At 66.9% G+C, this 25,612-nt stretch carries 21 protein-coding genes and 1 riboswitch; of the genes, 9 read left to right on the top strand and 12 right to left on the bottom strand.

Annotation, left to right across the window (positions count from 1 at the left end; translation table 11 throughout):
* Positions 1-87 precede the first annotated feature (87 nt).
* The 3 genes from R1H25_RS07130 to R1H25_RS07120 all read left to right on the top strand — a co-directional run bounded on the left by R1H25_RS07130 (position 88) and on the right by R1H25_RS07120 (position 3,927).
* A complete protein-coding gene (locus R1H25_RS07130) occupies positions 88-915 on the top strand; it encodes a methyltransferase domain-containing protein (RefSeq protein WP_317223169.1) in 828 nt (275 codons plus the stop codon).
* Between the two features lie 238 nt (positions 916-1,153).
* On the top strand, positions 1,154-2,920 hold the full coding sequence (locus R1H25_RS07125) for a hypothetical protein (protein ID WP_234367985.1): 1,767 nt from the start codon (positions 1,154-1,156) through the stop codon (positions 2,918-2,920).
* An 8-nt stretch (positions 2,921-2,928) separates the two neighbouring features.
* Positions 2,929-3,927 carry a glycosyltransferase family 2 protein gene (locus R1H25_RS07120; RefSeq protein ID WP_317223168.1) on the top strand — a complete coding sequence of 333 codons (999 nt, stop codon included), beginning with the start codon at positions 2,929-2,931 and terminating at the stop codon, positions 3,925-3,927.
* A 50-nt stretch (positions 3,928-3,977) separates the two neighbouring features.
* Here R1H25_RS07120 and R1H25_RS07115 read toward each other — a convergent pair whose 3' ends face one another.
* From R1H25_RS07115 to R1H25_RS07105, 3 genes are all read right to left on the bottom strand, one after another.
* A complete protein-coding gene (locus R1H25_RS07115) occupies positions 3,978-5,036 on the bottom strand; it encodes a metal-dependent hydrolase (RefSeq protein WP_317223167.1) in 1,059 nt (352 codons plus the stop codon).
* Positions 5,037-5,155: 119 nt separating this feature from the next.
* Positions 5,156-5,956, bottom strand: coding sequence for a UDP-2,3-diacylglucosamine diphosphatase (locus R1H25_RS07110; RefSeq protein ID WP_317223166.1), 801 nt, complete (start codon positions 5,954-5,956; stop codon positions 5,156-5,158).
* Positions 5,953-7,668, bottom strand: coding sequence for a lysophospholipid acyltransferase family protein (locus R1H25_RS07105; protein ID WP_317223165.1), 1,716 nt, complete (start codon positions 7,666-7,668; stop codon positions 5,953-5,955). The genes R1H25_RS07110 and R1H25_RS07105 overlap by 4 nt, the downstream gene beginning before the upstream one ends.
* A gap of 335 nt (positions 7,669-8,003) precedes the next feature.
* Between R1H25_RS07105 and metK the strand changes: the two genes are divergently transcribed.
* Both metK and R1H25_RS07095 read left to right on the top strand, forming a co-directional pair.
* On the top strand, positions 8,004-9,215 hold the full coding sequence (metK, locus tag R1H25_RS07100) for a methionine adenosyltransferase (protein ID WP_010481882.1): 1,212 nt from the start codon (positions 8,004-8,006) through the stop codon (positions 9,213-9,215).
* Between the two features lie 141 nt (positions 9,216-9,356).
* On the top strand, positions 9,357-9,863 hold the full coding sequence (locus tag R1H25_RS07095; protein WP_025876535.1) for an acyl-CoA thioesterase: 507 nt from the start codon (positions 9,357-9,359) through the stop codon (positions 9,861-9,863).
* Positions 9,864-9,933: 70 nt separating this feature from the next.
* Here the strand turns inward: R1H25_RS07095 and R1H25_RS07090 are convergent, their stop codons facing one another.
* The 3 genes from R1H25_RS07090 to R1H25_RS07080 form a co-directional block, all read right to left on the bottom strand.
* Positions 9,934-10,395: a hypothetical protein gene (locus R1H25_RS07090; protein ID WP_317223164.1), complete on the bottom strand. Its 462-nt coding sequence runs from the start codon at positions 10,393-10,395 to the stop codon at positions 9,934-9,936.
* 136 nt (positions 10,396-10,531) lie between these two features.
* Positions 10,532-13,243: a phosphoenolpyruvate carboxylase gene (gene ppc / locus R1H25_RS07085; RefSeq protein WP_317223163.1), complete on the bottom strand. Its 2,712-nt coding sequence runs from the start codon at positions 13,241-13,243 to the stop codon at positions 10,532-10,534.
* 237 nt (positions 13,244-13,480) lie between these two features.
* On the bottom strand, positions 13,481-15,997 hold the full coding sequence (locus tag R1H25_RS07080; protein ID WP_317223162.1) for a prolyl oligopeptidase family serine peptidase: 2,517 nt from the start codon (positions 15,995-15,997) through the stop codon (positions 13,481-13,483).
* A 120-nt stretch (positions 15,998-16,117) separates the two neighbouring features.
* Positions 16,118-16,201: riboswitch (S-adenosyl-L-homocysteine riboswitch) on the top strand.
* 36 nt (positions 16,202-16,237) lie between these two features.
* On the opposite strand from R1H25_RS07080, the gene ahcY reads away from it, so the two are divergent.
* Positions 16,238-17,683 (top strand): adenosylhomocysteinase, encoded by a 1,446-nt coding sequence (gene ahcY / locus R1H25_RS07075; RefSeq protein ID WP_004154241.1) that lies wholly within the window; start codon positions 16,238-16,240, stop codon positions 17,681-17,683.
* A gap of 171 nt (positions 17,684-17,854) precedes the next feature.
* Here the strand turns inward: ahcY and R1H25_RS07070 are convergent, their stop codons facing one another.
* Complete coding sequence (locus R1H25_RS07070; protein ID WP_317223161.1) at positions 17,855-18,697, bottom strand: hypothetical protein; 843 nt, start codon at positions 18,695-18,697, stop codon at positions 17,855-17,857.
* Positions 18,698-18,797: 100 nt separating this feature from the next.
* On the opposite strand from R1H25_RS07070, the gene ybaK reads away from it, so the two are divergent.
* Both ybaK and R1H25_RS07060 read left to right on the top strand, forming a co-directional pair.
* A complete protein-coding gene (gene ybaK / locus R1H25_RS07065) occupies positions 18,798-19,271 on the top strand; it encodes a Cys-tRNA(Pro) deacylase (RefSeq protein WP_317223160.1) in 474 nt (157 codons plus the stop codon).
* Positions 19,271-19,765 (top strand): hypothetical protein, encoded by a 495-nt coding sequence (locus tag R1H25_RS07060; RefSeq protein ID WP_317223159.1) that lies wholly within the window; start codon positions 19,271-19,273, stop codon positions 19,763-19,765. The genes ybaK and R1H25_RS07060 overlap by 1 nt, the downstream gene beginning before the upstream one ends.
* Before the next feature lie 5 nt (positions 19,766-19,770).
* Here the strand turns inward: R1H25_RS07060 and R1H25_RS07055 are convergent, their stop codons facing one another.
* Complete coding sequence (locus R1H25_RS07055) at positions 19,771-20,403, bottom strand: energy transducer TonB (RefSeq protein ID WP_317223158.1); 633 nt, start codon at positions 20,401-20,403, stop codon at positions 19,771-19,773.
* 91 nt (positions 20,404-20,494) lie between these two features.
* Entirely contained in the window at positions 20,495-21,052 is a 558-nt protein-coding gene (locus R1H25_RS07050) for a DUF3228 family protein (protein WP_317223157.1), read from the bottom strand.
* Between the two features lie 136 nt (positions 21,053-21,188).
* On the opposite strand from R1H25_RS07050, the gene R1H25_RS07045 reads away from it, so the two are divergent.
* Entirely contained in the window at positions 21,189-22,706 is a 1,518-nt protein-coding gene (locus R1H25_RS07045; protein ID WP_317223156.1) for an amidohydrolase family protein, read from the top strand.
* A 6-nt stretch (positions 22,707-22,712) separates the two neighbouring features.
* Here R1H25_RS07045 and R1H25_RS07040 read toward each other — a convergent pair whose 3' ends face one another.
* Genes R1H25_RS07040 through R1H25_RS07030 form a run of 3 tightly spaced genes read right to left on the bottom strand, consistent with a single transcriptional unit; the run spans position 22,713 to position 25,453 of the window.
* Positions 22,713-23,444: a LytTR family DNA-binding domain-containing protein gene (locus tag R1H25_RS07040; protein ID WP_317223155.1), complete on the bottom strand. Its 732-nt coding sequence runs from the start codon at positions 23,442-23,444 to the stop codon at positions 22,713-22,715.
* On the bottom strand, positions 23,441-24,490 hold the full coding sequence (locus R1H25_RS07035) for a histidine kinase (RefSeq protein WP_317223154.1): 1,050 nt from the start codon (positions 24,488-24,490) through the stop codon (positions 23,441-23,443). Before R1H25_RS07035 ends, R1H25_RS07040 begins: the two co-directional genes overlap by 4 nt.
* A gap of 36 nt (positions 24,491-24,526) precedes the next feature.
* Positions 24,527-25,453 (bottom strand): alpha/beta fold hydrolase, encoded by a 927-nt coding sequence (locus R1H25_RS07030; RefSeq protein ID WP_088480318.1) that lies wholly within the window; start codon positions 25,451-25,453, stop codon positions 24,527-24,529.
* Between the last annotated feature and the right edge of the window lie 159 nt (positions 25,454-25,612).

The following is a 25,612-nucleotide window of genomic DNA, read 5'->3' as shown; positions in this document are numbered from 1 at the left end:
TTTCCGACCACTTCGTTACGTAGCGTCGAGCGTGCTCGACTGAATTTCCAGAGCAGTCGAGCACGCTCGACGCTACAAGAGCCCACCATGACGCCGCCGATCTCTTCCCCGACCTATCTGCACGGCTTTTCCGGCACCGAGCAGCAGCGCCTGATGACCCAGGCACGCCTGCTGGAATCAAGCATCTTCGGCCAGATCGACTACAGCGGCGCGCGGCGCCTGCTGGAAGTCGGCAGCGGCGTGGGCGCGCAGACCGAAATCCTGCTGCGCCGCTTCCCCGAGCTGCACGTGACCGGCGTGGACCTGAGCGAAACGCAGCTGGCCACCGCGCGCGAGAACCTGGCGCGCACGCCGTGGTCCAGCGACCGCTACACCCTGCAGCAGGCCGATGCCGGCGAGCTGCCATTCGAGGCGCGCAGCTTCGATTCGGCGTTCCTGTGCTGGGTGCTGGAACACGTTCCGTCCCCGGCACGCGTGCTCAGCGAAGTGCGCCGTGTGCTGGCACCGGGTTCGCCGGTGTACATCACCGAGGTGATGAATGCCTCGTTCCTGCTCGACCCGTATTCGCCGCATATCTGGCGTTACTGGATGGCGTTCAACGATTTCCAGTACGACCACGGGGGCGACCCGTTCGTCGGCGCCAAGCTGGGCAACCTGTTGCTGGCCGGCGGCTTCCGCGATGTGCATACCGAGATCAAGACCATCCACCTGGACAACCGCGAACCGGCACGCCGCAAGACGATGATCGCGTTCTGGGAACAGTTGCTGCTGTCGGCGGCCGACCAGCTGCTGCAGGCCGGCTCGGTGGACGAGGACACCGTGGAAGGCATGCGTCGCGAGTTCCGCCTGGTGCAGAACGACCCGAACGCGGTGTTCTTCTTCTCGTTCGTGCAGGGCCGCGCGACGGTGTATTGAGGTGGGCCCGGGTAACCCGGCAGCAACCAGGACAACCCGCTAGAATCGCGCAGTCCCGGTCCTGGAAGGGCGCGTGCCGGGACCTCACTCCGTGCGGCAGCTGCGCATCGGCAGGTGGGCCTGTCGCGCACGGATGGACCTGACCTGCGAGCGCAAGATGAGTGACAGCGGCCGAATGCCATTTTCTGCCCACGAGGCCCTCCTGCCAGGTAGGCTGGGACGTGCGCATGCACGCCTGTTGGTCGGCCTCGTCGCTCTGCTGTGCATCCTGTACGTGGGGTTTGCGCTGACCCCTTCGTCCTACTCGTTGGCGTACCAGTATCTGGGCCTGGCACCACAGCATCCGTTGCTTGGCAGCGCCCGCATGATCCGCAGCGACGAGTGGATCGTGTTCACGCCCTACATCCAGATCGCGGTCAACAACGACTTCGGCCAAATCAACGCGTACTCGCCGTACCACGAGTCGCTGCGGACCTTCCAGGCGCTGCCGCTGCTCGACTGGGGTCTGCTGTTCAAGCCCTACCACTGGGCGTTCTTCGTGTTACCCGCAGCGAACGCCTACTCGTTCTTCTTCATGTTCATGGCCATGGCCTTCCTGAGCGGATGGGCCCTGTTCCTGCGCCAACTGCGGATGCCGGTACTGGCAGCAGTGCTGGTTTCGGCCACCCTGTTCTTCGCCCCATTCGTGCAAGTCTGGTGGACCAGCAATGCCGGCGCATTCGCCCTGGCACCCTGGGTGGCAGTGGCGTGGCTGCACATCGGCAATCGCTGGCTCCGCATCCTGGCCAGTGCGTACGCCCTCGCTGTCTGGGTGATCGCTGTGTCCTACCCGCCCTTCATCATTTCCTCACTGCTGGCCATGGCGGTGCTGGTGCTGTCGTTCCGCCGCGATGCCCTCACGCTTGCCCGACTGATCGACGCTGCCGTCTCAGGCGCGCTGGCATTGGCCGTGTTCATCGGTTACTTCCACGACATCATCCCGATCGTGCGCAACACGGTGTATCCGGGCCAGCGCCAGAGCGCCGGAGGCGGAGTCGGGCTGACGTCCCTGTTCGCGCACGTCTTCCCGAACCTGATGACCTACCGGTTCGCACCTCTGCCGATGTTCAAGGCCTCCAACGAGTGCGAGATCGCCGTACTCGGCAGCCTGCTGCCGCTGTTCACTCTGGTGCTTGCTGATGGCGCACGACTGCGCGAATGGGCGCGCGGCCACCGCGGCAGCGTGCTGACCCTCGCCGCAGGCGTACTACTGATCGCCTGCTGGATCTTCCTGCCCGTCCCCGTTCTCGTCGGCAAGCTGACCGGGCTGTCGATGGTGCCCCCTGCTCGCGCGCTGCTGGCGCTCGGCCTGATGATCAACATCGGCTGCGCAATGATCCTGGTCCGATGCGGCGTGCGCCTGGAGCGCAGGCGTTTGTTGCTGCTGGCTGCGCTGCTGTTGATGGGCACTGTGGCCAAGTTCCTGTTCGGCGAAGGCCAGTTCAGCCGCCTGCACAGCGCCGCCGACGCACTGCCCTACCTCTGCCTGGCGGCACTGGCCATTGCCGCCCGCCGCCCAAAGCTATCGGTGCATGCCGCCAGCCTGGTGCTGGCGACGGCTGCACTGGCCAACCTGCTGGGCAATGGATTGTTCAACCCTGTGCAGCCCGCCGGACCGATCTTCGCGATGGACCGCGCTGCCGTGCTGGAGGCGCTGCAGGCACAGGGCGCCCGCAAGAATGCCGACGGTGTGCTGGTCGCACCCGGGGCCTACGGCGGACTGCTGCCCGGCCTCGGCATCCCCGCCGTGAACCACGTGCTGTACCTGCCACAGATGGGTTACTTCGGCAGGTACTTCCCTGGCATGCCCGACAATGAATTCAACTTCACCTTCAACCGCTATCACCACGTTGCGGTGGCGGCCGATGGCGATCTCCCTCGTGTGCAGCAGGGAGACCAGGTGGTAGTACCGGCCAAGGTTCTGCTGGCACCGCCCTCGCTTCCCGCAGATGGCACGCTACAGTGAGCCCCGACATGAATGCCACAGCTCACGCCCTTGCCTCACCTCGCATCGCCGTGGTGATTCCCTGCTACAAGGTGACCCGCCACGTGCTGACGGTGCTGGCCGCGATCGATCCGGTGGTGACCGCAATCTACTGCGTGGACGATGCCTGCCCCGATGGCAGCGGCCGGCTGATCCAGACTGAAGCGAACGACCCGCGCATCACCGTACTGTTCCATCCGCACAACCGCGGCGTCGGCGGCGCCATCAAGACCGGTTATCGCGCGGCGATCGCCGATGGCATGGACATTCTGGTCAAGGTCGATGGCGACGGGCAGATGGATCCGGCACTGCTGATGGACTTCGTCGCGCCCATCGCTGACGGCCATGCCGACTACACCAAGGGCAACCGCTTCTGGAACCTGACCCACATCCGCCGCATGCCCCCGGTGCGACGGCTGGGCAACCTGCTGCTGTCCTTCATGACCAAGGCCTCATCCGGGTACTGGCAGGTGTTCGACCCGACCAACGGCTACACCGCCATCCATGCCAAGGTCGCCAGCCACCTCAAGCTCGATGCGGTCAGCGACCGCTATTTCTTCGAGACCGACATGCTGTTCCGCCTGAACACCGTGCGCGCCGTGGTGCAGGATGTAGCGATGGATGCGCACTACGCCGACGAGACAAGCAACCTGCGCATCGGCCGCGTCCTGGGTGAATTCACCTTCAAGCACCTGCGCAACACGCTCAAGCGCATTGCCTACAACTATTTCCTGCGTGATCTCAGCATCGCCTCGCTGGAGCTGATCGCTGGCAGCAGCCTGCTCGCCTTCGGCGGGCTGTTCGGGCTGTATCACTGGATGCGGTCGGCGCAGGCCGATGTGGCTACGCCGGTGGGCACGATCATGATCGCCATGGTCGCGCTGATCTCCGGGCTGCAGTTCCTGCTGGCGTTCGTCGGTTTCGATATCGCCAACGTGCCGCGCCAGGTGCTGAACCGCTCGATCAAGCTCAACCGCCTTCCGCAGTAGCGCCACGCCATGCGTGGCTGTTGTTCGCGCCATCCACGCATGGCGTGGACCTACGGGTGCGCGGCACCGGTCGCGGAGGCTGCCGGCTCGTGCCAGATGCGCTGCCACATCGCGGCAAGCCGGCGCCCGGCGTCGGCGCGCGCGGCGGGACTGCTGTAATCCGCCCGCACCTGCCCGGGCGTGATTGGCCGCCACTGCCCGTCGACCTGCTCAGCCACGACAAAGTTGAACGTGTAGTCCGGCTCCAGCCCCATGCGCAGGTCGCTCAGCACCAGCCGCCCGTCCAGCACCTGTGCTCGCATGAAGCCGCGATTGAACCACGTCAGCTGCTGCACCGCCGGGATGCGTTCTGCTTCGCGCAAGGCCTGCACGTTGGACGCGTGGCCTTCAAACTGCATCGGCCCGTGGTCGGCCACCAGCGAGCGGTCACCCACCACGTAGCCATTCGGTGTCATCGCCACCACCCGCCACAGCAGGGTGTTGAACGGCATCGGCACCGAGAAGCGCGGTGCATCGCCCAGGCCCATGGCCGCCAAGCTCTGCTGCGCGGCACGGTCGACCTGCGCTTTTGCGATCAGGCCCCAGCCCAGATAGGTACTGCTGACCAGCAACGCCACACCCAGCACCTTGCCAGCCCAGGGGCGGGCGCGGCCAAACCAGGCCAGCACGCAGCCCAGCAGCAGCCATACCGTGTAGCCGAGATCAATGATGAAGACGCTGGAACCCATGGTCGGGTGTGGCCGCAGCGGCCACCACAGTTGGGTGCCGTAAACGGTGAACGCATCCAACAGCGGATGGGTGACCAGCGCCAGCTGGATCGCCCAGAACCAGCGCACCGGTGATTGCGCGACACGGCCGTTGCCGAAGCGCTTGAACAACCACCAGATCAATGCGGCCACCCAGGGCAGCACCAGCAGTGAATGGCTGAAGCTGCGGTGCTCGATCATGTTCGCCACCGGGTCGGCGGCGGTGAAGCCGAGCCACAGGGCGTCGAGGTCCGGCAGGGTGCCAAGCGCCGCACCGGCCAGCAGGCCCGCGCGGCGGTGGCCGGGCGGGGCGATGGCAGCAGCGACGGCGCCGCCGAGCACGATCTGGGTCAATGAATCCATGGCTTGATGCTAGCGGCTTGCGGGCGGTGCATGTAGAGCCGAGCCCATGCTCGGCTGCTCTTCGTTGGGCGCCACGTCAGCCGAGCATGGGCTCGGCTCTACGGGAGGACAGACGCGCGTTATGCCGCCTGCGACATCCGTGCGCCGGGCAGCTCCAGCAGCGTCTGGCCGTTATGGTCGAGCAGGCGCAACGCGCCATCATGGTCTTCGGCCAGTGCGGTCAGGCTCTCCACCCAATCGCCGTCGTTGGCATAGACCAGGCCATCGCGTTCAATCAACGCAGCGCGGTGGATGTGGCCGCAGACGATGCCGTCCAGGCCGCGCCGGCGCACGTCGTCCAGCCCGGCCTGCACGAAGCGCTCGATGTAGCGTTCAGCGGCCCCGCTGCGCTTCTTCAGGAACTCCGACAGCGACCAGTAGCGCATGCCCAGCCGGCGCCGCACTGCATTCAAGGCCTGGTTGCCGGTGAGGATGCGGTAGTACAGCCAGTCGCCGAGTTTCTCCTGCAGGCCACCGAAGTGGGTCACGCCGTCGTACTCGTCGCCGTGTGCGACCAGCAGCCTGCGGCCATCGGCGGTCACATGGATGGCGCGGCGGCGCACCTGCATCGCTGGCAGCATCAGCCCGCACACCTGCCGCAGCGAGGCATCGTGGTTGCCGGGAATGTAGATGATTTCGGTGCCCGCACGGCGCAACGCGTGCAGGGCCTGGATGACTTCGCTGTGCGACTGCCGCCAGTTGGCGCGGCGATGCGCCATCCACCACAGGTCGATGATGTCGCCGACCAGATACAACCGTTCGCAGCGCAGCTGCGAGAGGAACCCTGCCAGCTCGGTGGCATGGCAATGACGCGAACCCAGATGCACATCGGAGACGAACACTGCGCGCCGGTGTGGCGACAGGTTCGCCAGCGCGCTCATGCCGGCGTCCCCGCGTCGCGCAGGTAGCGTCTGCGCTTGTTCGGCCGGATCGCGCACAGATCCACTTCAATCAGGCCGTCGATCGAATCACTGAAGTCCGGGTCGACACCGAAGGCGAGGAAGCGCGCGCCACCGGGTTCGCACAGATCGGTGTACTGGCGATACAGCGTCGGGACGCCGGTGCCGAGAGCGGCCAGGTTGGCCTTGAGCACATCGAACGCGGCGCCTGCATCCAGCTCGCCGAAACTCGGCGGCGCGGCGAAGTACTGGAACGGGCGGTTCGATTCGGCCAGGCCGGCGGTGCCGCTGTAATAGCGCTGGTAGTACGCCACCAGCTGCTCGCGCGCATCGCGTGGCAGCGCCGCGCTGATCGACACCGCGCCGAACAGGTAGCGGATGCCCGGCCGGCACTGCAGGTAGGCGCCGATGCCCTGCCACAGGTAATCCAGGCTGCGGCTGCCCCAGTAATCGGGCACCACGAAGCTGCGGCCCAGTTCCAGGCCCTCGGCGATGTGGGTGATCGCATCGTCGGAATAGCGGAACAGCGACGCGCTGTAGAGCCCGGACAGTCCGTGCCGGGCCAACGCATGGGCGCCGCGCATGATCCGGTACGCGCCGGCAATGCGCTGTGCGGCCGCGTCCCAGATCACGATGTGCTCGTACCGCGGGTCGTAGTCGTCCAGGTCGCGGCTGCGCCCGGTACCCTCGCCCACCTGGCGGAACGTCAGTTCGCGCAGGCGGCCCAGCTCCAGCAGCAGCGGTGAATCAGCGGTACAGGTGGCCAGCAGGATCTGCTTGCCATCGGCGGTCTGGCCCAGCTGCGTGGCCGCCGCGATGCCCGCGGCGACCTGCGAGGGCGGCACCGGGGCAGCCAGCGGCTCCGGGCCTGCGCAGGCAGCGGCATTACCGCCCCCACCATTGCGGCCCAGCGCATACAGCGCGCGGCGTACCGCCAGCAGCTGTGCGCCCGGGTCACCGCCCTTGCCCAGCTGCATCGGCTCACCGATGCTCAGCCGCAGCGGGCGGCCACGCCGGGTGAACATCTCGCGCGCCAGCAGCGCGGTACCGGCCGGCTTGAACAGGGTCGAGGCGCCGTAGAACAGCGCCGAGTTTCGCGCTTCCACACGCACCGGCAGCACCGGCGCGCCGGCGGTACGGGCAAAGCGGACGAACCCGCGCTGCCAGCGGCCATCACGGATGCCGCGCAGCGACAGCCGCGAGACCTCGCCCGCCGGGAACACGATCACGCACTGCTCGGCGGCCAGCGCCTCCTCGACGGCATGCAGGCTGCCACGCTGGGCCTTGCCACCGAGGATGCGCACCGGCAGCAGCAGATCCTGCAGTGGCGCGATCGCCCCCAACAGATCGTTGGCCACGATCCGCACGTCGCGACGGATGCGACCGACCGCGTCCAGCAGCGCCAGCGCGTCCAGCGCCCCGGACGGATGATTGGCAACAATCAGCAGGCGGCCGGTGGCCGGGATCTTCGCCAGCGCGGCCGGGTCCACCTGGTACTGGCCATCGATGAACTCCAGCCCGGCGGCGACGAAACCGAATCCGCGCAATCCTGCACTGCGCTGCAGGAAAGCTTCGATCTGGTCCAACCGCGACCAGCGCCCGACGCTGCGCAGCAGCGGCCGCGCCAGTTGGCCTCGGCGGCCGTGGAACCAATCGGGGAAGCGTTGCTGGAGACGCTGTTCAAGTTCCTGCATGGCGGTTCCACTCATGCCCGGCGGCCGGATTGGCCGACAGCCTGCGCCCGGCAGGCGGCAGCCAGATGGCGGTTTTGGGGCAGAACGATGACCACGGGTCCGTCTTGTCGACAGGGACGCCGCCTGCGCGGTCGGGGGCCGCAGCGCCCGCCCCGTTGTCACGCTGGTGGAACACTGGGCCTCGACGCTGGGCCCCAATCCCGGCCGGACGGCCCCTGCCGGGCCTACACGGGCTTAACCACCGGCAACCGGTACAGGTTCACAATGCACAGGCGGCGCACCCCGTGTATCATTCGCGCCCATCTTTCCATCCGAATCAAGGGATATTACGCCTGATGTCCAGCTATCTCTTCACCTCCGAGTCGGTCTCCGAAGGCCATCCGGACAAGGTTGCCGACCAGATTTCCGATGCGGTGCTGGACGCGATCCTGACCCAGGACCAGCGCGCCCGCGTGGCGTGCGAGACCATGGTCAAGACCGGTGTTGCCATTGTGGCCGGTGAAATCACCACCAGTGCCTGGATCGACCTGGAAGCGCTGACCCGCAAGGTCATCACGGACATCGGCTACGACAGCTCCGACGTCGGCTTCGACGGTGCCACCTGCGGCGTGCTGAACCTGATCGGCAAGCAGTCGCCGCACATCGCCCAGGGCGTGGATCGCAAGAAGCCCGAAGAAATGGGCGCTGGCGACCAGGGCCTGATGTTCGGCTACGCCACCAACGAGACCGACAGCTACATGCCGGCCGCGATCCACCTGTCGCACCGCCTGGTCGAGCAGCAGGCCAAGATCCGCAAGAAGAAGAACTCGCCGCTGTCGTGGCTGCGTCCGGACGCCAAGAGCCAGGTCACCCTGCGCTATGAAAACGGCGTGGTCTCGGCCATCGACGCGGTGGTCCTGTCGACCCAGCACGCCCCGGGCATCAAGCAGAAGGACCTCATCGAGGCCGTCCGCGAAGAGATCATCAAGCCGGTGCTGCCGGCCAAGTGGCTGCACAAGGGCACCAAGTTCCACATCAACCCGACCGGCAAGTTCGAGATCGGTGGCCCGGTGGGCGACTGCGGCCTGACCGGCCGCAAGATCATCGTCGACACCTACGGCGGCTGGGCCCGTCACGGTGGTGGCGCCTTCTCCGGCAAGGACCCGTCCAAGGTCGACCGTTCGGCTGCCTACGCTGCCCGCTACGTCGCCAAGAACGTGGTTGCCGCCGGCCTGGCCGACCGATGCGAAGTGCAGGTTTCCTACGCCATCGGCGTGGCTGAGCCGACCTCGATCTCGGTCACCACCTTCGGCACCGGCAAGATCAGCGACGACAAGATCGAGAAGCTGATCCGCAAGCACTTCGACCTGCGCCCGTACGGCATCATCAAGATGCTGGACCTGGTGCACCCGATGTACCAGCAGACCGCCGCCTACGGCCACTTCGGCCGCAAGCCGAAGGAATTCAGCTACCTCAACGGCGAAGGCGAGACCGTCAACGCCACGGCCTTCTCCTGGGAGAAGACCGACCGCGCCGCCGCCCTGCGCGCCGATGCGAAGCTGAAGTAAGAAACACGAAGGGCCGCTGTAGAGCCGACTGTTAGTCGGCTGACCTTCAAGAAGGGCCGCGCAAGCGGCCCTTCTGCTTTCGGTAGTGCCGGCCGCTGGCCGGCAGATGGTAGTACCGGCGGTTGCCGATACAATCGCCCCATGTCGACCGAACTCAAATCCCACCAGCTGTCCATGACCGTGCTGATGTCGCCGGAGATGGCCAATTTCTCCGGCAAGGTCCACGGCGGAGCGATCCTGCGCCTGCTCGACCAGGTCGCCTATGCCTGCGCCAGCCGCTATGCCGGCCGCTACGTGGTCACCCTGTCGGTGGACCAGGTGGTGTTCCGCCAGCCGATCGCGGTCGGCGAACTGGTCACCTTCCTTGCCTCGGTGAACTACACCGGTACCTCGTCGATGGAAATCGGCGTCAAGGTGGTGGCCGAGGACATCCTCAAGCGCAGCGTGCGCCACGCCAACAGCTGCTTCTTCACCATGGTGGCGGTGGACGAGGACGGCCGGCCGACGCCGGTTCCATCGCTGCAACCGGCCAGTTCGGATGAAAAGCGCCGGCAGGCTGCGGCGCTGATCCGCCGCCAGCTGCGCCAGGAAATGGAACAACGGCATCTGGAACTGCTGGCGTCGAATCCGCCGTCGCCGGAAGAGTGATCGCGGGCCGACTGGGCTCGGCACCTGGCAGACCGGTAGTGCCGGCCGCTGGCCGGCAACCTCCTCGCCGCTACTCGTCCATCTCAGGTAGATAGGGCGAAAGGAACGGCTCGATTTTCAACAATGGATCGGCCTCCGCCAGTGCAGCCTCTGCATCCACGGACGACACCACGTACATGTAGTAGTCGTATCCGAAGTGCACTTCGGCGCTATCGCTCACCAACTTGCACCAGATGACGTTGCGCAGAACGTCACGCACCACCCGCTCGATCCCGAACAAATCCAGCGACTGGCCCTCGTGGTAGCCGCGTGAATCACGCCGTTCAAGCGACTGGATGCGCAGTGACTCGACACCTATGCCGATGCAGAAACGCCTGATCGCATCCAGATAGGCATCCTCGACAACGAGGTAATCCTCGATGCTCACGCGCTTGCCGACATCGCTGAAGTCAGTCCACTCTTCGATCGGTGACCCCATGTAGCCTTCGGGCGTCCGCTGCCAGTATTTGGTGATACGCCAAGAATGCTTCATGGGGCGGGAGGATACCGGAAGGTGCGGGGGCAGCCGTGCATCGGGCATGCATGGGAGTGCCGGCCGCTGGCCGGCAACCTCGCAGCAGGCAAGCCCATGCAGTTGCCGGCCAGCGGCCGGCACTACTCCTCTCGCATCACCCCGTGTTCTGCACGCCCTGCGAAACACCATTCACGCAGGCCACCAGCGCACGCAGCAGGTCGTCGTCCTCGCGTCCGCTTTCGCGCCAGCGCTGCAGCAGGTCCACCTGCAACACGCTGATCGGGTCCACATACGGATTGCGCAGGCGGATCGACAGCGCCAGCCGCGCGTCGTGGTCCAGCAGCGTCTGCTGGTCCATCAAGGCCAGCAGCCAGTGCCGGGTGAGTTCCAGTTCGCGCTGCACCAGCGGGAAGAAACGCCCGTGCAGGTCGCCGGACAACTGCGAGAACTGCTCGGCGATGGTGATGTCGCCCTTGGACAGCACCATTGCGATGTCGTCCAGAAACGTACGGAAGAACGGCCAGTCACGCGCCATCCCGCGCAGGGTCTGCTCGTGGCCAGCATCAACCGCCGCCTGCAGGCCACTGCCCACGCCGTACCAGCCGGGGATGACCGCGCGCGCCTGGCTCCAGGCGAACACCCACGGAATCGCGCGCAGGTTGCCCAGCGCTGCATCCTGGCCGAGTCGGCGCGAAGGCCGCGACCCCAGCGTCATCCGTTCGATCACATCGATCGGCGTGGCGGTGCGGAAGTAATCCATGAAACGCGGCTGGCCGACAAACGCCCGATAGACCTCGCTACTCGAACCGGCGACCACGTCCATCACCGGTCGCCACTCATCCTCGCGCGGCTCGGCGGCACGCGGGCGCAGGCTGGCGCGCAGGACCGCACCGGTGGCCTGTTCCAGCGAACGCAGGGCCAGCGCGCGGATGCCGTATTTGCGATGGATCACCTCGCCCTGCTCGGTCACCCGCAGGCGGCCATCGATGCTGCCGCGCGGCGACGCATCGACCGCGTGCGTGGTCTTGCCACCGCCGCGGCTGATCGAGCCGCCACGGCCATGGAAGAAGGTCAGGCGGATGCCGGCCTCGGCCGCCACCTCCAGCAGCTCTACCTGGGCACGCTGCAGGCCCCAGCGCGAGGCGGCGATGCCGCCGTCCTTGCTGCTGTCCGAATAGCCCAGCATCACCATCTGCACGTCGTCGCGTGCCTGCAGGTGCGCGCGATAGATCGGGTCGGCCAGCAGGTCACGCAGGGTCGCGGTGCCGCGCTTGAGGTCATCCACGGTCTCGAACAGCGGCGCGATGTCGAGCGGCAACGCACCGCCCTCCTCTACCAAACCGCCACGGCGTGCCAGCGCCAGTACCGCCAGCACGTCGCTGCGGTCGTGCGCCATCGAGATGATGTAGCTGCCCAGTGCATCGCTGCCATGCCGCGCGCGCGCATCGGCCAGCGCAGCGAACACCGCATCCAGCCGCTGGTTGCCCTCGTCATTACCCTTGGGCAGCGTGTCTTCGCCGCTGGCGTGCGGGCCCAGCAGGCGCGCTCGGCCCAGCGCGTCCAGCGCCTGCCAGGTTGCTTCACCGCCCAGCACGGCGGCCAGCGCGCGCGCATGCACGCTCGATTCCTGGCGCACATCCAACCGCGCCAGGTGGAAGCCGAAGGTCTTCACCCGCCACAGCAGGCGCTGCACGGCAAAGCCGCCAGCATGTTCGCCGCGATTGGCGCGCAGGCTGTCGAGGATCAGCTGCAGGTCGTCGATCAGTTCAGCGGGGCCGGCGTAGGCTCCCTCGCCGTCATCCAGCGTCGCCTGCAGGCGTGCGCGCATGCGGTCATTGAGCAGGCGGTACGGCATGTCGGCATGGCGCGGGCGCGACTGCACCCGCGGCAGCAGCTGCTGGTACTGCGCCACGCGTGCCTGCAATGCGTCGCTCACCCCTACCCGCTCGGTGGACTGGCTGAGCAGGCTGGCCAGCTGCAGCAGTTCCTTCTGATAGCGCCCGAGCACCGCCTGCCGCTGCGCATCCAGCGTGTTGCGGATGGTGGTGGCATCCACGTTCGGGTTGCCGTCCATGTCGCCGCCCACCCACGTACCGAAGCGCAGCAGGCGCGGCAGCGGCAGTTCTTCGCCGTAGGTATCGCGCAGCGCCTGCTGCAGCGATTCGTACAGCACCGGAATCACGCGATACAGCACCTGCACCAGATAGAAGCCGACGTGCTCGCGCTCGTCATCGACCGTGGGCCGCACTGGCGAGGAGTCGGTGGTCTGCCACGACGCCGTCAGCGCCATGCGGAAGCGCGCCGCATCGGCGGCGGCCTCGCCAGGCGTGCGCTGGCCGTCGAGGTTGTCGACCAGGCTGGCCACCATCAGCTGCTCTTTTTCCAGCAGCGCACGGCGCACGGCTTCGGTTGGATGCGCGGTGAACACCGGTTCGATGTCGATGCGTGGCAGCCACTGCGCCAGTTCGTCCAGGCCCACGCCCTGCGCCTTCAGGTGCTGCAGCGCGTCCTGCAGGCCATCGGGCTGCGCACCTGCGGTACCGGCGCGCTGGTAGTCACGGCGACGGCGGATGCGATGCACGCGCTCGGCGATGTTGACCACCTGGAAGTAGGTGCTGAACGCCCGCACCATGGTCTCGGCCTGCTGCGGCGTGCGCCCGGCCAGGCCTTCGGCCAGCTCGGACAGGGGCGCCTGATTCTCGCGGCGGGCGATGGCGCGGGTGCGCACGTCTTCGACATCGTCGAGAAACGCGGCCGAAACCTGTTCAACCAGCAGGTCACCGACCAGCGCGCCAAGCCGGCGCACATCATCGCGAAGCGGAAGATCGGGAGAAGCAAATTCGATGCTGCTGCGGTACTCGTTCATCGGCGACGCACAGGCCTCGGTCAACGGATCCAGGCCCCAAGCCTAAACCAGAACGGGCGTCGTGCTGCGATGCAAAAATGGTTTCATCTGCACGCATCCGCAGCAGAAGCAGCCGAGCGTGGGCTCGGCTCTACAGACATCATCACGCGCTATACCGTGTAGCGCCCGAGCCCATGCTCGGGCGGCGGCGCAGCCGCACAGGCGGTCCCTGTTGCAGGGGCCGCCCTCATGCAGGTATCAGCGCTTCTTCTTCGCCTTGCCCTGCTCGGCCGGGCCGATGGTCTGTTCCAGCCAGCGCTCGCTCTCGGCCAGCATGGTCATGATCGATTCGCGTGCGCGGTAGGCATGCGATTCGTTCGGCAGCATCACCAGTCGCGCCGTGCCACCCAGGCCCTTCACCGCGGCGAACATGCGCTCGCTCTGCATCGGGAACGTGCCGGAGTTGTTGTCGTCCACGCCGTGGATGAAGAGGATCGGATCCTTGATCCTGTCAGCGTAATTGAACGGCGCCATCTTCTGGTAGACGTCCTGCGCCTGCCAGTAGTTGCGCTCCTCGGCCTGGAAGCCGAACGGAGTGAGCGTGCGGTTGTAGGCGCCGCTGCGCGCGATGCCCGCCTTGAACAGGCGCGTGTGCGCCAGCAGGTTGGCGGTCATGAACGCACCATAGGAATGGCCACCGATGGCGATGTGGTCGCGATCGGTCACGCCACGGCGCACCACTTCATCCACCGCTGCCTGCGCGTTGGCCACCAGCTGTTCGATGTAGGTGTCGTTCGGCTCCTTGTCGCCCTCACCGATGATCGGCATCGACGGGCTGGCCAGCACCACATAACCCTTGGCCAGGAACGCCTGCGGGCCCCAGTAGCTGACCGCGTTGAAGCGGTACGGCGAATCGGTCACCTGGCTGGCCGCGGCCGCGCTCTTGAACTCACCCGGGTAGGCCCACATCAGCAGCGGGCGCGGGCCATCGCGCTTCGGGTCGTAGCCCGGCGGCAGCAGCAGGGTCGCGGTCAGGTCGACGCCATCCTTGCGCTTGTAGCGGATCTGTTCCTTCTGCACGCCTTTCAACTGCGGCAGCGGATGGGCGAAGTGGGTCAGCGCGCGCGCTGCGGTACCCGCATCGGCCAGCGACTGCACGTAGAAATTGGCCGGCTCGTCCGGGTTCTCGCGGCTCAGCAGCAGCGAGCTGCCCTGGTTGTCCAGCAATGCCACCGGCAGCGAATAGCTCGGCGCCTGCGATTGGAACAGGCGGGTGGCCTTGCCGCTGGCGATGTCGAAGCGATCCACGAACGGACGGTCACCTTCCGGCGAAGCACCCGCACCGACCAGGTACAGGCTGCTGCCATCAGCGCTGGTCTGCAGCAGCGAGCGGCCACGATCGTCGCTGGACACCTGCGGACGACCCGGATCGGCGTAGCGGTCCTGCGCATCGCGGTCCCACAGCAGGCGCGGCTCGGTACCGGCGTTGTCCGGGGCGATCAGCCAGGTCCTGGTCTTGCGGGTCTTCCACCACGATTCGGTCAGCAGGGCCAGGTCACCGCGGCCCCAGCTGATGCCGGCCAGGCGGCTGCCAAGCTGGGCCAGCGTCACCGGCGGCTTGTCGAACGGCGCAGCCTGCATCAGTACCGCATCGCGCACCTTGGCGTCCCTGTTCGGGTCGCCGCCGTCCTGCGCTTCGGCCCAGACCAGGGTTGCATCGGCATCGCCGCGCCAGCTGATGTCGCGCACGCCGGTCACTTCAGCGTCGTTGCCGGTCGGCAGGCCTTCCACCAGCGGGCGCACGGCCACGGTGTGCACCAGCGTGCCGCTGGCTCGGTCGATCACTTCGATACGGCGCGGGAAACTGGTCACCGGCACCACGTAGGAGTACGGGCGCTGCACCGGCTGGCGCAGCACGAAGCGGCCGTCCGGCGACACCGAGAAGCCCATGAAGATGCCGGCCGCGCCGATCGTGCGGGTGTTGCCGTCCAGGCTGACTTCCATCGGCTGGGTGGTGGCGTAGTAATCGAACTGGCGCGCGTCGGCCTCGTTCTTCAGCAGGTCCTGGTAGGTACGGATCGACACCACGCCGCTGCCCTGGCTGGTCTGCTGCACGGCCGGGCCGGTCGGAATGCCGTCGGCGGCCGGGGCCGCACCGAGGTTGGCCGGGCGGGTGAACACCACCAGTCCGCGGCTGTCCGGCAACCACTGGTAGCCACTGCCGACCACCGTGTTCAGGCCGGCGACCAGGCGACGGGCGCTGCCGCCGGCCACGTCCACCAGCCACAGTTCATTGGCGCCACTGGCGGCGTCGACTTGGTTGAAGGCCAGCCACTTCTGGTCCGGCGACCACATCACACTGGCGATCGACAGCTTGGCCGGCAGGCCGCTGATCTGCCGTTCCTTGCCGTCGGCCACGTTCATCAGCCACAGCTTCTCGCCGAAGCTGAAGCGGCTGTCGGAGAACGTGCGCGGGTTGATGCGCAGGCCGGCCAGCTTCAGTTCCGGCTGCGCCACCACCTGGATCGAAGGCAGCGACGGCATCTGCATCATCGCTGCCACGTCGCGGCGTGGCGACAGGTACAACGAGGGCGCACGGGGTGCGTCCACCACCGCCTGCAGCGCGGCCGAGGGCAGTTCGTAGCCGTTGACGCCCTGGGCCTGTGCGGCCGTGGGCTGCGGCGCCGCCGCCCAGGCCAGCGGGGCCACCGCCAGCAGTCCCATCGACAGGACCAGGCCGGTCCAGCGCCGTGTGCGGCGCGCGTGCATGCTCATCGTTCCACCTGTGGGATGCGTGAAAACACCGACCTTAACAGGCCGTGCACGCCCGCCCATCTGCCGATGGTTGGGTCATCCGGATGTCATGCCGGGGCCGCGATATAATGGGGGTTCTCCCCTGCCGAGGGGCGCTGCGACCGGATCCCGTGAGGCCCGGCCAGGCTCGGTGAGGTGGCTTTGTAACAACGGCGCCCGGCTAGATGCGAGCACCCGCTCGCCCACAACCGGAGCACACGAATGAACGCTGTTGCCAAGACCTTCTCCACCGAAGGTGATTACAAGATCCGCGATATCACGCTGGCCGACTGGGGTCGCAAGGAACTGGACATCGCCGAGCACGAAATGCCGGGCCTGATGTCGATCCGCCGCAAGTACCAGGCCGAGCTGCCGCTGAAGGGCGTGCGCGTGACCGGCTCGCTGCACATGACCATCCAGACCGCGGTGCTGATCGAGACCCTGAAGGACATCGGCGCCGACGTGCGCTGGGCCTCGTGCAACATCTTCTCGACCCAGGACCACGCCGCTGCCGCCATCGCCGCCACCGGCACCCCGGTGTTCGCCTGGAAGGGCGAGACCCTGGAAGAGTACTGGGACTGCACCCTGGACGCGCTGACCTTCACCCTGGCCGACGGCACCCTGACCGGCCCGGAGCTGGTGGTGGACGACGGCGGTGACGTGACCCTGCTGATCCACAAGGGCTACGAGCTGGAAAACGGCAGCGACTGGGTCAACACCGCGTCCTCCTCGCACGAAGAACAGGTCATCAAGAACCTGCTCAAGCGCGTCGCCAAGGAGCGCCCGGGTTACTGGGGCCGCGTGGTCAAGGACTGGAAGGGTGTCTCCGAAGAGACCACCACCGGCGTGCACCGCCTGTACCAGCTGGCCCAGGCCGGCACCCTGCTGATCCCGGCGATCAACGTCAACGACTCGGTCACCAAGAGCAAGTTCGACAACCTGTACGGCTGCCGCGAGTCGCTGGCCGATGGCCTGAAGCGCGCGATGGACGTGATGCTGGCCGGCAAGGTGGCCGTGGTCTGCGGCTATGGCGACGTCGGCAAGGGCTGCGCCGCCTCGCTGCGTGCCTATGGCGCGCGCGTGATCGTCACCGAGATCGATCCGATCTGCGCCCTGCAGGCGGCGATGGAAGGCTATGAAGTCAACACCATCGAATCGACCCTGGGCCGTGCCGACCTGTACGTCACCACCACCGGCAACAAGGACATCATCCGCATCGAGCACCTGAGCGCGATGAAGGACCAGGCCATCGTCTGCAACATCGGCCACTTCGACAACGAGATCCAGGTCGACGCGCTGGTGTCGTTCGCCGGCATCAAGCACGTCAACATCAAGCCGCAGGTGGACAAGTACATCTTCCCGAACGGCAACGCGATCTTCCTGCTGGCCGAAGGCCGCCTGGTGAACCTGGGCTGCGCCACCGGCCACCCGAGCTTCGTGATGTCCAACAGCTTCGCCAACCAGACCCTGGCACAGATCGACCTGTGGGCGAACAAGGACAGCTACGAGAAGAAGGTCTACCTGCTGCCGAAGAAGCTGGACGAGGAAGTGGCGCGTCTGCACCTGGAGAAGATCGGCGTGAAGCTGACCACCCTGAGCCAGGAACAGGCCGATTACATCGGCGTGCCGGTGGAAGGCCCGTTCAAGCCGGACCACTACCGCTACTGATCGTGCAGGGGTCGGATCCCTTTCCGTAGGAAAGGGCTCTGACCCCTGCAATGGAAGTTGAAAGAACGGGCGCCCTCGGGCGCCCGTTCTGCGTTCCGGCCCGGGGTCGGATCCCTTTTCACGCGAAAGGGCTCCGACCCCCTCTGCCGATGCGAGCAGGTGGTCGTGGCGCTACATGTGCTGCCGATCATCCTGCAGCGCGCTCTGGCACTGCGCGACGAAGTCGCTCTGCCAGCAAGCCAGATCGAATCCCTCGCGCTGCTGGAATGAAACGGTCTCGGCGCTGAGCGCATAGCAGCGATTCTGGCTCAGGCGCAGCGCCGCCATCGTGTCACCCGCCTCCCAACAGCGTTCGATGCAGGCCTGCATCACGGCATAGTCCGGGTTGGTCTTGGCGCCACCGAAAGCAAACCCCATCTGCTGGGCCATCGCCAGCACAGGATCGCCGGCCGCATCGGCTGCACGCAGAATCCGCAGTACACCGGGCTCGGGAATGCCGAATGCCCAGTTCGCCAGGACCGCCGCACGCGCCGACGCCACGGCCGCCGCGTGCTGCCCCAGGCGCATCTGCTGCCCTGCCAGCATGGCCCATGCCCGCTGCAGCTCGGGAAAGCGGCTGCAGGCATCTTCCAGCAGCACGATGGCTTCAGCCGGTGCAGCGGCCTGCACATGCCGCTGCGCGCGCTCAACCAGAAGCAACGGCGAATCCGCATCTGCAACCTCGTGCTCGGGTGGATCGCGATCTTCATCGTCACCGTCCCACCCGCCACCGGCATCCAGCCACCGGACGAAGGCGTCCAGCGACGAATGGCTGAAGACCATGCGCCCTTCGTCATGGAACATCTCGCAGACCACCGGCGGCTCAGTTTCGCGCCCCAGCGGCCAGTACAGACCAAACAGATCGCCATTCCCCAGTGCGCCTTCGGCGACCGGCCAGAAGCCCTGCGGCGGGTACGGTCCCGCGCACGGTTCGGCATCCAGGGTCAGGTCATGAAGGCATTGCGGAGCGCGCATGTTCGATGTCCAGGCAGTGTCTACCGTCCATTATCACCGCGCTGCGCCTGGTAGTAGCCTCGGTCAAGGCAACACCCCCGCCCCACGCTACGATGCCCCCATGACTCCGGCCATCAACCTGCTCAAGCGCGAGAAGATCGCCCACACCGTGCGCAGCTACGTGCACGACGCCCACGCCGAATCGTATGGCGGCGAAGCCGTCGACAAGCTCGGCCTCGACCCGGCCCAGGTGTTCAAGACCCTGTTGGCCAGCACCGAGACACACGAACTGCTGGTGGCGATCGTACCGGTGGCCGGCCAGCTCGACCTGAAGGCCCTGGCCGAAGCCGCCGGTTGCAAGAAATGCGACATGGCCGCTGCAGATGCCGCACAGCGCGCAACCGGTTACCTGGTCGGTGGCATCAGCCCGCTCGGGCAGAAGAAGCGCCTGCGCACCTTCCTGGACGCCAGTGCCGAAGCGCTGCCCGCGCTGCATGTCAGCGCCGGACGCCGTGGACTGGAAGTGGAACTGGCACCCACCGATCTGCTGCGCCTGACCGGTGGCCACTACGCTGCCATCGGCAAGTCACGTTGATGCGCTGGCCGTGGTCCACATCGCCGATTCCCCGGCTCGACGATGCACAGGCCGATGTGCTGCTGCAGGACCTGTTATCGCGCGACGCAACGCGCATCACCGATGCCGGCCGCGTCGTCGCACGACTGTTCAGTGCCCCATCGTTGGACGCGTTGAGCGCGCATGTGGATCTGATCGAACAACGCTGCCAGGGCATCGCCCTTGGCGGCATGCTGATCAGCAATGAGGCCCACCTCGAGGCAGCCCTGCAACGGCTGCGATACTGGCAGGCGCGCGAAGGCTGCCTGTGCGCGCTCTACCCGTCCTATGTGTTCTTCAGCCCCGAGCCGCTGCTGGAACAAGGTCACGTGCAGCTGCGTGCACGGGGCGAAGCGGAGGACGGCTGGGGCGAGTGCTACCGGCTGACATGCACCCACTGCGCACGGCAATGGCGCGCGACCGAGCGCGAGTACCACTATCGGTGGTGGGAGTGGAAGGCCGAGCCCGCCCTGTAGGCGCCTCAGTCGAGCTTGAACGTGACCGTGCCGCGTATCAGGCTCATGTCTGGCGCCTTGCCTGCCGCTTCACGCTCGTAACGCCAATCACGCGCATGCTTGAGCGCCGCCGCATCGAGTAGTGGGTACCCACTGGATCGGGCCAGGATGATCGCCTGGGTCTTGCCCTGTGCATCCAGCAGCAGCATCAGCTCGACACCCCCCTGCTGGGCCTCGCGCATGGCGGCCGCAGGATACGTCGGAACCGACGAAAGTCGCCGCTGGTGCCAGCCTCCCTGCCGGGCAATCAAGGGCGTGCTGGAAGAGAGTGGGCAACGCACAGGCATCTGCAGGTCGAAGCCCGCAGTCCCTTGCGAAGGCCGGGTGGTGGCTGGCGCACCACAGGCGATCGCCGACACGCTCTGGAGCAATGACTGCTGACGCGAAAGCGCTGCTGCGTCATCCGCCTCCACATGGAACGTGCAGCGCCCCGACGTTGCCTGCGCCTGCAGTGAACCCACGCCCGCGTCGCGGATCAGCGTCACATCGGACAGGGCCCCACAGGCGGCGCCTGCATCGTACGTTGCTGCCGGGCTTTCACTTGCGGCCAGCAGACCTGCGGCGACCCATGCAAACGGCATCCAGCTGCGAACATCCATCCCTGTGCTCCCTGCGTTGATTCACCGCCATGGTAGCGCCCCGCTGCAATCCTCCCTGTTCACATGCCGACTGTCCGGCCACAGCGCGGGCTCACGGCCGCCAGTTGGCGTTGTTCTCCCAGAACGCCACCGAGCGCCGGTAGGCTTCCCGGTCCAGCGGCACACCGGACCCACCCTCCTCCACGCCCAGCGCATTGCGCATCATCGTGATCGGTGCCATCGGTACCTCTTCCGGTTCGGCGGTGTAGATGCAGCCGACGATGCCCCAGTCGGCCTCGATCGGTGAACCTTCCTTCGCCAGCTGCCCGGCGCTGTACAGGATCACCACCAGGTAGTTCGCACGCGGTGATTCCACGCCCTCGAACCAGCGCACCAGCACCGGCAGCTCCTCGCGGTTGCGCGCTTCGTAACCACTGCGCAGCAGGTGGCGGTTGGCCTCGGTGATCGGTACGGTCAGGCAGCGCGTGCTGGTCCAGTTCTCGTAGACGAACAGCTTGCAGAACGGAGCGTAGCCGTCGAGTACCTTCAGCGGCGCATGCGCATTGAGGTGTGCCTCGAACTGCTCGGCGGTGCAGTCCTGGATGGTGTTGCCGCGCGGCACGCGCGGGAACAGGCGGGGGCGGGCGAAATCGGTGAGGACGATGGACATGGCAGGGCGTGATCAGGGGTTCCACCGCACAGGGTAACCGCCCCGGAGGCAGGCAAGGCCGGATGCCGATGGTCACTGGCGCCCGCGTCCGGCTTGCAGCACTCTGCGGGCGACCCAATGCAAGGATCGCAGGCTCATGGATGCAGCACGCGCGTTGTCCCGTTCCGCCCGCCGTCGGCGATGGCCGATCGTCCTGGCCACCCTCTTGCTGGCGCCGCCATTGCTGTTCGCCGCCGCACTGCTCTGGCCGCTGTCGGCACCGCCGTTGCCCGAGCCGGGCAACAGCCGCGTGATCGTCAACGTGCGGGTGGTGGACGTGGCGCCCGGCCAGGTCAGCGAACCCACGACAGTGACAGTGCGCAGCGGCACGATCATCGCCATCGGCGAAACGCCACGGGACACCACATTGCCGGTGCTCGATGCCGGCGGCCGCTGGCTGCTGCCCGGCTTCTGGGACATGCATACCCACGCCCTGCAGCTGTCACCGCAACTGCAGTTTCCGCTGATGCTGGCCAACGGCATCACTGGCACCCGCGACATGATGGACTGCCCGCAGGCCACCGATCCGCTGATCGCCTGCGTGGCCGACAAGCGCCGCTGGACCACACAGGCCATTGCCGGCCAGCAGGTCGCACCGCGTTTCGTGCAGATCGCCAGCTTCTACTTCGAGGATCCATCACTCTCGCCAGACGCCGCCGCCGAACGCGCACGCACCTACACTGCGCGCGGCATCGATGCATTGAAGGTCTACAACCGGCTGCGTGCGGACACCTACCAGCGGCTGGCCAACGAGGCGCAGCAGCTGCGTCGCCCGCTGGTCGGCCACCTGCCCAGGGCCGTGCCTCTGGAAAGCGCATTGCAGGCGGGGCAGCGCAGCTTCGAACACGCCCATCTGTTCGTGCGGCATTGCTTCGAAAACGCAGCCGCCTGGCGTGGCGGCACCCTCGATGGCGAAGATCCGACCGCGCTGGCCGAGCGGATGGTCAGCGGATACCAGCCCGCGCTCTGCGAGGAAGCATTCGGCCTGATACAGGCAAGCGGTGCCGCGTTCGTGCCGACCCATGTCACCCGTGAAGAGGATGCACGCGCACGCGATCCGGCCTTCGTCGATGATCCGCGCCTGGCCTATCTGGACCCGCTCTCACGCTGGGCGTGGCGTGATGACCTGCAGGCCACCGTGGCGCGCTATCCCGGCCGACGCGGCGAAGACGCTCTGAAGACCTACTTCGAGCATGGCCTGGCGCTCACCGGTGCGGCGCATCGCGCCGGCGTCAACGTGCTGGTCGGCACCGACACCGGATTGGGCGGCCTGCGCTACCACGATGAACTGCAGTGGCTGCGGCAAGCCGGCCTGAGCCAGGCCGACGTGCTGCGCGCAGCCACGTTGCAGGCCGCGCGTCATCTGCAGCTGCAGGCATCGCATGGCAGCGTCGAGGTCGGCAAAGCCGCAGATCTGGTGCTGCTTGATGGCAACCCGCTCCACGACACCGCCAATACCCGCCGCGTGCATGCGGTGCTGCTGGCCGGCCATCTCTACGACCGCCCGCGCCTGGATATGTTGCTGGTGTATGCGCGTTCCCAGGCGCGTTCTCCAGCAGTGATGGCACGCCTGCTGTGGGGCTTCGTGACCAGCCCGGTCAGTGCCGAGCTGTAAGGGCAGCTACAACGCCATCCGCTCGCGCAGTTCACGTGCCTGCCGCCGCGACACTTCCACTTCGCTGCCATCATCCAGCGTCAGGTCGTAGCCATCAGCGATGCTGGGCGTCACGCCACGAATGCGGCGCAGGTTGACCAGGGTGTTGCGGTTGGCACGGAAGAAAAGATCCTGCGGCAGGCGTGCTTCCAGCGCGCTCAGGCTGCGGGTCAGCAAGGCGTTCTGGTCACGGAACCACAGCCGTGTGTAGTTGCCATCCACCACCAGCCGGCGGATCTCCGAGACCGCGACGAACCAGCAGCGTTCGCCCTCGCGCACGAACACCTGGTCCTGCGCGCCCAGCGTGCCACGCGACTCCGGCGCCCCGGCCGAAGCCACCTCGCGCTGGCGCGCCCGCTCGAGCGCCTCCAGCAGCCGCGGCGCTTCCACCGGCTTCACCAGATAGTCCAGCGCGTTGGTCTGGAACGCACGCACCGCATAGGTGTCGTAGGCGGTGACGAACACCACCGCCGGCACTGTCTCCAGACCGTCCAGCACATCGAAGCCACTGCCCGAGGGCATCTGCACATCCAGCAGCACCAGGTCCGGCGCCAGTGTGGCGATCGCCTCGCGTGCAGCGGGTACATCGTCGGCTTCGCCCACGCACTGCACCCAGGGCAGCGCCGACAGCAGCGTACGCAGCTCCTGCCGCGCCAGCCGCGCATCATCAACGATCAACACACGCAGCATGGCACTCATTGTGGAATCTCCAGCAGGGCCTGCATGCGATCGCCGACCGGCTGCAAGGTGAAACGCCCGCGTGAACCCAGCTGCGCACGCAGGTAGGCCAGGCCGACGCCATGCCCGTGGGTGGGCTCGCTGACGCCGCCCAGCGGGTTGTCCACCTGCAGGCGCAGCACATCGTCGTCCAATGTCGCTCGAATCTCCATCCGGCCGCCACCGGGCCGGCTGGCGATGCCGTGCTTGATCGCATTTTCCACCAGCAACTGCAGCGCCATCGCCGGCAACTGTGCCTGCATGGCATCGACGGCGATGTGCTGGTCGACCTGAAGGCGCTGCTCGAAGTGGATCGCCTCGATGGCCAGGTAATCGTCGACCACCGCCAGTTCCTCGGCCAACGTGACCTGCTCGCTGCGGCTATGCGCCAGCGCCTGGCGCAGCGTACGCGACAGGCGGGTGACCATGTCGCGGGCCCGCTCGGGGTCTTCCAGAATCAACGCGCGCAGGTTGTTCAGCGCATTGAACATGAAATGCGGATTGAGCCGCGCACGCAGGGCATCACGCTCCAGGGCGCTGCGTTCGGCCTCGGCGCGCAGGCGCGCCAGCTCACTGTGGCGTGCCCGCCGCAAGCCGTGCAGGCCTGCCCACAGGCCCGTCCACATCAGCAGGAACAGCGCGGTGTTCATCCAGTACACCAGCAGCGAAGACCACTGGTAATCCGCATGGCCGCCAGGCAGGTGCACCCAACCCAATGCCAGCGACGGCAGCAACAACGCGGCAGTTACCGCCTGTGCGACGCTGGCCCCGAGCACCACACCGGTCGCCAGTTTCAGCGCCAGGCTGGCCAGGCTGCCCTCCCACCAGCGCTGGCGAAGTGCAACCATGCGCAGCGCGCCACTGCACAACCACAGAGAGGCTGCCACGCTGACAGCGATCAACACGATGCCACTGAACATCACGCCGCCGCCGATCCGCATGCCGGCCCACAGCCCGTAGATCGCATAGCCCGCCCATGCCAGTGCATTGAGCGTCCAGAAGCGGCGGGATGACGTGGTGGCGTCCATGCGGGCTCTCGGCGGTGGCAGGAGGGCGGACAACGGTCAGCGGTGCGCGGCCAGGAAATGCCGCAGTTGCTCCTGCAGCCAGCGCGGATCATCCCACATCAGGAAATGGAAACCCTGCGCGCTCATCACGATCTGCACGCCCTGCAGTTTCGCGTACTGCGCCTGGAACACAGCCCGGGTGCTGTCCTCGGTGCCGCCCATCGGCTGGTAGCCGGCCCAGCTGCCCAGCACCAGCGTCGGTGCGGTGATCGAGGCGATGCTGTCGCGCAGGTCGGTGGTCATCACCGCATGCATGGCGTCAGCCGTGGTCTGGCGGTCGCTGGCTTCGCCCCAGCGCCCCAGTTCGGCCTGCCGCTGCGGATCGCGGGTCATGCCCGGCAGGCCGGCTTTCAACTGCGCCTGCCATTGCGCGGCGTCGGCAGCCAGCATGCCCTTGCGCAGCTGGTCGGCCATTGGCCGCACGCTGTCTGCGGTGGCGTTCGGGTCACGCGCCGCCGGCAGGAACGGCAGTGCATCGACCACCACCAGTGCGCTGACCGCCTTCGGCTCGGCCTGCGCCATCTGCAGGCCCAGCAGGCCACCCAGACTGTGGCCGATCACCACCACCGGGCCCAGGTGCTGGTCGTGCAGGTAAGCCAGCAGCTGCCCACGCATCGCCGGCAGGAACCCGGCCGGGCGTGGATCAGCGGCTGCGGCGCCGGCAAAGCCGGGCAGCTGCACCAGATGGCACTGCACATCCTTCAGGGCCAGGCAGGTCTCGCGCCAGACCTCGGCGCTGCTGTTCAGGCCGGGGATCATCAGCAGCGGGCGCCCCTTGCCGACCACCTCGACCTGCACCTTGCCCGCAGCCAGGGCGCCGGCGGCATGCGCCGAGCCGGAGCCGAGTACGGCCATTGCCATGCCGATCATGGCCAGCCGGGCCAAGGCCTTCATTGCGTACCAGAGTGCCAGGAAGATCTTCATCGTCAGCTCCTTCATCGGGTGGGTGTTGCCGGGATGGGATCAGCGTGCCGCCGGCCGCGGCATCCGGGTTGCAATTTCGGAGCAGCGGCCGGAGACCGGGTCAAACGGTCGCAGGCGACGGACGGTACCTTTCCGCGCAGCCAACCAACATCCATCTTG

It is taken from the genome of Stenotrophomonas veracruzanensis, assembly GCF_032911525.1.
GTDB classification, from domain to species: Bacteria; Pseudomonadota; Gammaproteobacteria; order Xanthomonadales; family Xanthomonadaceae; genus Stenotrophomonas; species Stenotrophomonas africana.
The sequence above is the reverse complement of the archived record's forward strand: the minus strand, read 5'-3'. Positions and strand labels throughout refer to the sequence as shown.

Excerpts from the sequence above, each read along its gene's own strand:
- R1H25_RS07130 (WP_317223169.1), top strand. The coding sequence starts at position 88 with ATGACGCCGCCGATCTCTTCCCCGACCTATCTGCACGGCTTTTCCGGC.
- R1H25_RS07120 (WP_317223168.1), top strand. The coding sequence starts at position 2,929 with ATGAATGCCACAGCTCACGCCCTTGCCTCACCTCGCATCGCCGTGGTG.
- R1H25_RS07115 (WP_317223167.1), bottom strand. The coding sequence starts at position 5,036 with ATGGATTCATTGACCCAGATCGTGCTCGGCGGCGCCGTCGCTGCTGCC.
- R1H25_RS07110 (WP_317223166.1), bottom strand. The coding sequence starts at position 5,956 with ATGAGCGCGCTGGCGAACCTGTCGCCACACCGGCGCGCAGTGTTCGTC.
- R1H25_RS07105 (WP_317223165.1), bottom strand. The coding sequence starts at position 7,668 with ATGCAGGAACTTGAACAGCGTCTCCAGCAACGCTTCCCCGATTGGTTC.
- metK (WP_010481882.1), top strand. The coding sequence starts at position 8,004 with ATGTCCAGCTATCTCTTCACCTCCGAGTCGGTCTCCGAAGGCCATCCG.
- R1H25_RS07095 (WP_025876535.1), top strand. The coding sequence starts at position 9,357 with ATGTCGACCGAACTCAAATCCCACCAGCTGTCCATGACCGTGCTGATG.
- R1H25_RS07090 (WP_317223164.1), bottom strand. The coding sequence starts at position 10,395 with ATGAAGCATTCTTGGCGTATCACCAAATACTGGCAGCGGACGCCCGAA.
- ppc (WP_317223163.1), bottom strand. The coding sequence starts at position 13,243 with ATGAACGAGTACCGCAGCAGCATCGAATTTGCTTCTCCCGATCTTCCG.
- R1H25_RS07080 (WP_317223162.1), bottom strand. The coding sequence starts at position 15,997 with ATGAGCATGCACGCGCGCCGCACACGGCGCTGGACCGGCCTGGTCCTG.
- ahcY (WP_004154241.1), top strand. The coding sequence starts at position 16,238 with ATGAACGCTGTTGCCAAGACCTTCTCCACCGAAGGTGATTACAAGATC.
- R1H25_RS07070 (WP_317223161.1), bottom strand. The coding sequence starts at position 18,697 with ATGCGCGCTCCGCAATGCCTTCATGACCTGACCCTGGATGCCGAACCG.
- ybaK (WP_317223160.1), top strand. The coding sequence starts at position 18,798 with ATGACTCCGGCCATCAACCTGCTCAAGCGCGAGAAGATCGCCCACACC.
- R1H25_RS07060 (WP_317223159.1), top strand. The coding sequence starts at position 19,271 with ATGCGCTGGCCGTGGTCCACATCGCCGATTCCCCGGCTCGACGATGCA.
- R1H25_RS07055 (WP_317223158.1), bottom strand. The coding sequence starts at position 20,403 with ATGGATGTTCGCAGCTGGATGCCGTTTGCATGGGTCGCCGCAGGTCTG.
- R1H25_RS07050 (WP_317223157.1), bottom strand. The coding sequence starts at position 21,052 with ATGTCCATCGTCCTCACCGATTTCGCCCGCCCCCGCCTGTTCCCGCGC.
- R1H25_RS07045 (WP_317223156.1), top strand. The coding sequence starts at position 21,189 with ATGGATGCAGCACGCGCGTTGTCCCGTTCCGCCCGCCGTCGGCGATGG.
- R1H25_RS07040 (WP_317223155.1), bottom strand. The coding sequence starts at position 23,444 with ATGAGTGCCATGCTGCGTGTGTTGATCGTTGATGATGCGCGGCTGGCG.
- R1H25_RS07035 (WP_317223154.1), bottom strand. The coding sequence starts at position 24,490 with ATGGACGCCACCACGTCATCCCGCCGCTTCTGGACGCTCAATGCACTG.
- R1H25_RS07030 (WP_088480318.1), bottom strand. The coding sequence starts at position 25,453 with ATGAAGATCTTCCTGGCACTCTGGTACGCAATGAAGGCCTTGGCCCGG.